Source organism: Nocardia brasiliensis NBRC 14402 (genome assembly GCF_000308475.2).
Lineage (GTDB): Bacteria > Actinomycetota > Actinomycetes > Mycobacteriales > Mycobacteriaceae > Nocardia > Nocardia brasiliensis.
Map to the genome: position 1 here is coordinate 20,883 of NZ_BAFT02000018.1, position 6,992 is coordinate 27,874.

At 69.8% G+C, this 6,992-nt stretch carries 5 protein-coding genes; 4 read left to right on the forward strand and 1 reads right to left on the reverse strand.

Going from position 1 to position 6,992, the window contains the following annotated elements; translation table 11 throughout:
• Positions 1–59: 59 nt before the first annotated feature.
• Positions 60–1,634, forward strand: coding sequence for a Na+/H+ antiporter (locus TY25_RS04365; RefSeq protein WP_042254264.1), 1,575 nt, complete (start codon positions 60–62; stop codon positions 1,632–1,634).
• A 76-nt stretch (positions 1,635–1,710) separates the two neighbouring features.
• The gene (locus tag TY25_RS04370; protein WP_370466270.1) at positions 1,711–3,042 is read left to right on the forward strand and encodes a YhgE/Pip domain-containing protein; all 1,332 of its coding nucleotides are present in this window, start codon (positions 1,711–1,713) and stop codon (positions 3,040–3,042) included.
• Between the two features lie 132 nt (positions 3,043–3,174).
• Here TY25_RS04370 and TY25_RS04375 read toward each other — a convergent pair whose 3' ends face one another.
• A complete protein-coding gene (locus TY25_RS04375; protein WP_042254266.1) occupies positions 3,175–5,139 on the reverse strand; it encodes a glycoside hydrolase in 1,965 nt (654 codons plus the stop codon).
• A gap of 89 nt (positions 5,140–5,228) precedes the next feature.
• On the opposite strand from TY25_RS04375, the gene TY25_RS04380 reads away from it, so the two are divergent.
• Together TY25_RS04380 and TY25_RS04385 are read left to right on the forward strand one after the other, a co-directional pair.
• Positions 5,229–5,900 (forward strand): response regulator transcription factor, encoded by a 672-nt coding sequence (locus tag TY25_RS04380; protein WP_042254267.1) that lies wholly within the window; start codon positions 5,229–5,231, stop codon positions 5,898–5,900.
• Positions 5,897–6,992, forward strand: a 1,096-nt coding sequence (locus TY25_RS04385) for a histidine kinase dimerization/phospho-acceptor domain-containing protein (RefSeq protein WP_052382791.1), incomplete at its 3' end; no start/stop codon positions are given. The genes TY25_RS04380 and TY25_RS04385, both read left to right, overlap by 4 nt.

Here is a 6,992-nt window from a genome sequence, read left to right on the forward strand (position 1 = left end):
GCGGAACAATCAGCAACCGCTTCGGGGATTCTCAGGATCGCGGCGCATGCTGGACGAGCGTGAATCATCTGGAATTGCCGTTTCTCGTGCTGTTCGGCACGATTCTCGCCCAGCCGCTCGGGCGGCGGCTAGGCGTGGCACCGGCCGTCCTGATGACGGTGTTCGGTTGCGTCCTCGCGCTGCTGCCGACGGTGCCCGATGTCCGGGTGGCACCGGATCTCATTCTGCCGCTTCTCCTTCCGCCGCTGCTGTATGCCGCGGCCCGGCGCACATCGTGGCGCACCTTCGCGCAGAACTGGAGCGCGATCGCGTTGCAGGCGGTCGGCCTGGTCGTCGTCACCGCGGCGGTGGTGGCGGTGACCGTGCACCTGTGGCATCCCGCCGTGCCGCTGGCCGCGGCGTTCGTGCTCGGTGCGCTGGTCGCGCCGCCGGACCCGGTGGCGGTCGGCGCGTTGGCGGGCCGGCTCGGACTGCCGCGCCGGCTGGTGTCCGTGCTGGAGGGGGAGGGGTTGTTCAACGACGTCACCGCGATCGTGCTGTACGGCATCGCGGTGCAGGCGGTGGTCACCGGTGAGTTCTCCGCGTGGTCGGCGGCGCTGGACTTCGTGGTGTCGGCGGTGGTGGGTGTGGCGGTCGGGCTGGTGTTCGGCTGGGGCGGCAGCAGGTTGATGCCGCGGCTGGCCGAAGCCCCGTGGCAGGTCGCGCTCGGCCTGGCGCTGCCCTTCGCGGCGTATCGGCTCGCCGACGCCTGGGACGGGTCGGCGGTGCTCGCGGTGCTGGTGTGCGCGCTGTATCTGACCGACGCCGCCTCCGACTTCGGCGACAGCGATTACCGGCTGGTCGGCGATTCGTTCTGGGCGATCATCGACATGCTGGTCAGCGGGATCGCGTTCGGCCTGATCGGACTGGAATTGGCCACCGTGCTGCGGGCGGCCGGGCCGGACTGGCCGCGCTACCTCGGCGTCTCGGCCGCAGTGATCGGCGTGGTCGTCGGGTTGCGGCTGCTGTGGTTGCTGGCGACCTGGGCCCTGTTCGGCCGGTGGTGGCGTCGCCGGGAGGCCGACGAGCCATACACCTGGCGGGAGACCGTCGTCACCTGGTGGGCGGGGCAGCGGGGCGTCGCCACCGTGGCGCTGGCATTGGCGGTGCCGTTGACCACCGCTACGGGCGCGCCGTTCCCTTGGCGCAGCGGCATCCTGTTCACCGCCTTCGCCCTCGTGTTGTTCACGCTGCTGATCCAAGGGCCGACGCTGTCACTCGTGGTGCGCGCCACCGGCGTTCGGGTCGACATCGATGCCGAGCGGGATATGGAGCGCAAGCTGTGGGCGCGCATTCTGCGCGCCGAACTCACGCGCCTGCAACAGGTCGCGCTGACCGAGCGGCTCCCGGACGACGTCTACGACCGCTTACACGTCGGCATCGAAAGACGGCTCGCCAGAGCCGATCCCGCCGCCGCGGACGACGCCCGGCAGACGACCGAGCAGAGCGCCGAACTGAACCGCGCACTGCACCGGATCGATCAGGAGATCCTGGCGGCCGGGCGCGAAGAAGCGATGGCCGCGCGCCGCGAACCCGGGGTGCCGCCGGATCTGGTCGACCGGGTGATGCGGCGACTCGACCTGCGATCGCCGTAGTCGCTCGCGCATTTCTGGCAACTGACCGCGCGTAGCTCCCCGAGCCGTGCGTGATCAGCTGCTACCGTCCGAAATCGTGACTACGGACCCTGCGGAAACTAGTCGATCCCCGCGCAACCTCGGGTTGCGGCTGTGGCTGCTGCCGGTGGCGGTGCTCGCCGTTTTCATGGCGCTGCTCGGCACGATGTATCTCGACTACGTCGTCGATCCGGAGGAGAACCTGCACGACTTCCCTATCGCGCTGGTCAATCAGGATGTCGGCGACACGATCGGCGCGCCGGGAGAGCAGCGCCGGGTCGAGTTCGGGGCTCAGGTGGTTGACGGGCTGCGGCAGGCGGTGCCGGGGGACAAGATCGATCTGCAGGTGCTCGGCGTCAACGAGGCCTCCCAGCGGATGCAGAACAACAAGGTGTACGGCACCATCCTCATTCCGAGCGATTTCAGCAAACGATTGGGCATCTTCGGCGTGGGCAGCGTGATCCCCGGCGATATCCAGCGTCCGCTCATCACGTTGCAGACCAACCCGCGCAGCGGTGCGTTCGTCACCTCGATCGTCACCCAGATCGGTAACCAGGCGCTGAACCAGGTGAACAAGCAGGTCGGCGCGCAGCTCACCGAACAGGTACAGGCTCAGCTGGCGCCCCCGCCCGGCGGGCCGCCCGCGCCCGAACTGAGCGGCGCGACCAGGGTGGCGCTCGCCGAGCCGTTGCAGATCGTCGTCGAGCCGTTCCATCCGTTGCCCGAGGGCACCGGCCAGGGTCTCACCGCGTTCTTCTACGCGCTGCTGCTCCTGCTGGCGGGCCTGGTCGGTTCGATGACCATTCACACGATGATCGACGCGCAACTGGGCTTCGTGCCGACCGAATACGGGCCCTGGTACGTGCATTTCCCGCCGACGCCCATCTCGCGCTTCCACACCCTGCTGATCAAATGGGGCGTCATGGTGGTGACCGCCAACGTCGTCGCCGGGGTCTTCCTGCTGGTCGCGAAGGTGCTGGGCATGCCGGTCGATCACCCGCTCGGGCTGTTCCTCTTCAGCGCGTTCGCGATCATCGCGGTCGGGGTCACCGGCTTGTCCGTGCTCGCGGCCGTCGGGTCGGCGGGGCTGCTGATCAATCTGATCCTGTTCATCATCCTCGGGCTGCCGTCCTCCGGCGGCACGGTGCCGATCGAGGCGACCCCGAAGTATTTCGGCTGGCTCGCCTCGTTCGAGCCGATGCATCAGGTGTTCCTCGGCGTGCGCGCCATTCTCTACTTCGATGCCAGCGGTCCGGCCGGCCTCACGCGCGGAGTGTGGATGGCCGTGCTCGGGGTGCTGATCGGTGTGGTGCTGGGCGCCGTGGTGACGCGGTACTACGACTACAAAGGGTTGCGCCGCACGGGGATCGGGCGTCCGGCAGCGGAGTAGTCGCTGCGCGCCGGACCGCACATGGCGTACTCGACCGAGGTGATCGCCGGGGTGATCGGCAAACTCGTGCTCGGCGTGCCCGAGGAGTAGCCGGTGACCCGCTGAACCGGGCAGTGTCCATCCTGCGGTCCGCTACTGGCCGGGGCACAAACGGCGCGGAGTGTTGTCGGTCGCGAGCCGGGCGTCGACGCAGCCGCCGGGGAGTCCGTCGTGCGGGATTGTGCCGAAGTTGGCGGTGACGGTGAGGACGCCGTCGCCGAAGGCGCTGCGCTGCACCAGGTGATCGGCGGTGAGCCACTGGAAGCCGGTCATCGGGGCGGTGCCCGCGGCCTCGTGCAGGGGTGCGAAGAACTGTTGCAGGCGGGCGATTTCGGCACCGTGGCGGTCCAGCTCGGCGCGGTCGAGCGCGAAGTTGAGCGGGGTGTTGTTCAGGATCGCGGTGAGCGCGCGCATGGTCTGCTGTTGCGGCAGTTTGTAATAGGCGAGTTCCCAGCGGTCCAGATTGACGATCGAATCGTGCAACACGGTCTCGTAGAGCGGCACCCGATAGGCCGGATCGAACATGGCCTCAGCCGCGGCGGCGGGCAGTTCGGCGGGCTGGAAGAAGAACTTGGGTGCGCTCTCCGGCGCCCACCCGCCCCAGGACTGCTTGTCGCGCTGGGCTTTCCACAACAGGTCGGAGACCGGGGTCTGGGAGCCGTGGCTGAACGCGGGCAAGGTGCTCGCCCACGCGCCGACCGATTCCGAACCCAGTACCTGTCCGCGCTGCTCGACGAGGGCGCGCATGCGGGTGAGCCGGTTGTCGCGGTCCTGCTTCTTGTTCATCGAGTGGCCGGGGCTGTAATCGTCGAAGAACTGGCCCGCGGCGTCGACGTCGAGGAAGTAGGTGTCGGCGCCGTTCGCCGTCATGGTCGCGTAGCGGTCGTCGAGCACCTGGGGCCGCTGCGCCAGCGCCTGGGTGCTGAGGTAGCAGCCGCGGCCGCCGAAGCCGGTCTCCGGGTTGCCTTCCGCGTCGTGCACGCAGCCCGACGGCCACAGGCCGGGCCAGCTCGAGCCGGGGTTGTCGGCGGTCGCGGGGTCCTGGGCGTTGTCGTACGAGTCATACGGTCCCGCAAGGTAACCGGCCGCCTTCGCTGCGTCGACGGCGGCGCGGGTCATCGGATCGGCGCCGGCGTCGTAGCCCAGCCACATGCGGGTGAGGCCGAGCTCGCGCAACGTGCGGATCGCCTCCGGTGTGCGGCCGTCGCCCCACAGGTAGGCGTGGAAAGCGCCGAGCAGGTTGCCGACCGCCGGCTGCCGCGCGATTTTATCGGCGAGGGAACGGAATTGGCCGTGCTGGATGAGCCACGCGCGGTAATCCGTTGCCGCGGCTACCGGTGAGGCGTCCGTCAGCGCAAAGGTGACCGTGTATTCGCGCGTGTCCGCCCTGGCGTCGAAATCGTGTTCGGCTGTGGTGCGCAGCTTTTCGTCCACCGAACGCACCGTCAGGGTGGTGCCGATATCGGTGGGCGCGAGGTAACTCACCCCGTATGCGCCCGCCTGGTAGCCCCAGAACGGCATGGTCAGGCTTTCGGTGAGGTCCAGCGGCCGGTCGATCAGGGCGGCCTCGGGGGAGTTCCAGAACGGGTCGCCGACCGGCAGGGACAGGCCCTCGCCGCGGGGGAGCTGCAAGGCCGTCGTCGCGGGATCGGTGCCGGTCACCGGCCAGGCCAGGCGCTGGTCGCGATCGCTGCGCAGCGTGACGCGCAGGCGGCCGTCGGCGGCATCGGCCGTGACGGTCAATCCTTTGCCGGGATAGCTCCAAGTTGCTCGATCCGGTGTGGTCTCGATGGGTCCGGCTGCGCCCAGCTCGGCGGCCGCGGGGGCGGAGAGGGTGCGGTTCGGCTTGTCGCCGAGGTCGGCGGTGATCGCCAGCGAAGCCGTGTCGATATCGGCACGGCCGCCGCCGATCGGCACGAGCACGTGGGTGCCCCGGACCTCCGGGCGCGGACCCGCGGTGGCGCGGTCGCAGGCGGTGCCGGTCAGTACCGAGATCAACAACACGGTGGCGGCCGCGGCGATCCGGTGGTGGGTGCGGTCGATGCTCCGACGTCTCATGGGCCGCACCTTTCCGGCGCCGGATGAGAGTTCGATGAGACCGCGCCGGGTCCCCGGCCTGGGCCGACGCGATCCGTATCATCCGGAAGATGCGCGTGCTGGTGGTCGACGACGAGGACTCGGTCCGTGAGGCCCTGGTGCGCGCGATGGACAGCGAAGGCTACGAGACCCGGGCCGTCGCGGACGGCGCGGCCGCGCTCGCCGAGATCCAGCGGTGGCAGCCGGAGGTCGTGCTGCTGGACGTGCTGATGCCGTTCATGGACGGGCTCACCGCATGCCGGCGGTTGCGGGCACAGGGCGACCGCACGCCGATCCTGATGCTCACCGCACGGGACGCGGTGGCCGACCGGGTCGACGGGCTCGACGCCGGTGCCGACGACTATCTGGTGAAGCCGTTCGACCTCGATGAGCTGCTGGCGCGGGTGCGCGCGCTGGTGCGGCGCACCTATCCGGAGGACGGCGCCGTGCTGTCGTGCGCGGACCTCGTCATGGACACCACCGCGCACACGGTCCGGCGCGGCACCCGCCCGGTGGAGCTCAGCCGCACCGAATTCGCGCTGCTCGAAGTGCTGCTGCGCAACAGCGGCCAGGCGCTGCCCCGCGAGACGCTCATCGAACGGGTCTGGGGCACCGAACTCGGGCCGACCTCGAATTCGCTCGAGGTCTATATCCGCTATCTGCGCCGCAAACTCGAATCCGGCGACGAGCCGCGCCTGATCCACACCGTGCGCGGGATCGGTTATCGATTGGCGGCGGCATGAGGCTGCCCGGGTCGTTGCGCGCACGGGTCGCGCTGTTCTGCGTCGTCGCCATCGCGGTGGCGCTCGCCGGAATGGGCGTGGCCGCCTACGTGGTCGTCGCGCACGAACTCGACAGCTCACTCGACCTCGGATTGCGCAGGGAGGCAACCCGGATCGGCCGCACGGTCGGCGCGGACGCCGATGTCGCGACGGCGTCGGGGCCGTGCCGGTACCTGACCGCGCCTAGTTGCGTGCAGGTGGTGGCCGCGGACGGGCGGATCGAGTCCGAGCACGACCCCGCGCAGTCGTTGCCCGTCGACCGCGCGACCGAAGAAGTCGCCGCGGGCACCAGGGCCGCGTTCTTCAGCGATGTCCGGCTCGGCGATCATCCGTTGCGGATGTACACCGCCCCACTGCGTTCCGGCTCCGCGGTCCAGATCGCGCAGCGGGCCGATCCGGTGGACACCAGTCTGCGCCGTGTCGGGTACGCCCTGCTCGCCGCGGCGGGGCTCGGCACCCTGCTCGCCGTCGCCGCGGGACTGGTCGTGGCGCGCCGCGCGGTCGAGCCGGTCACCGCGTTGACCGCGGCGGCCGAACACATCGCCACCACCCGTGATCCCCGGCAGCACATCACCGTCCGCGGGCCGGTCGAACTGCGCAGCCTGGCAACAAGTTTCAACGCGATGCTCGATGAGCTCGATCAAGCGCTGACCGCCGAACGCGCGGCCCGTGCCGCGCAACATCGTTTGATCGCCGACGCCTCCCACGAGCTGCGCACGCCGCTGACGGCATTGCGCACGAATATCGAACTGCTGGGCCGCGCGTCGCGGATGTCCGCCGGCCGACTCGACGAGACCGCGTCCGCGTTGCGTGCCCAGTCCGCGGAACTTTCCGGCCTGGTGACGGATCTGATCGAGCTGGCGCGGGCGGATGACCCGGCCGCGGTCCCGGAACCCTTCGAGGATCTGCGCTTGGACACCCTGGTGACGGAATGCCTGCGTGCCGCCGAGCGGCACTGGCCCGCCGTGACATTCACCAGCGACCTGCATCCGACCGTCGTGCACGGTGTGCCGGGCCGGCTCGCTCGCGCGATCACGAACCTGCTCGACAACG

What these genes read in the sequence shown, in the direction of transcription:
- TY25_RS04375 (WP_042254266.1), bottom strand. Translation starts at nt 5,139, where the DNA reads ATGAGACGTCGGAGCATCGACCGCACCCACCACCGGATCGCCGCGGCC.
- TY25_RS04380 (WP_042254267.1), top strand. Translation starts at nt 5,229, where the DNA reads ATGCGCGTGCTGGTGGTCGACGACGAGGACTCGGTCCGTGAGGCCCTG.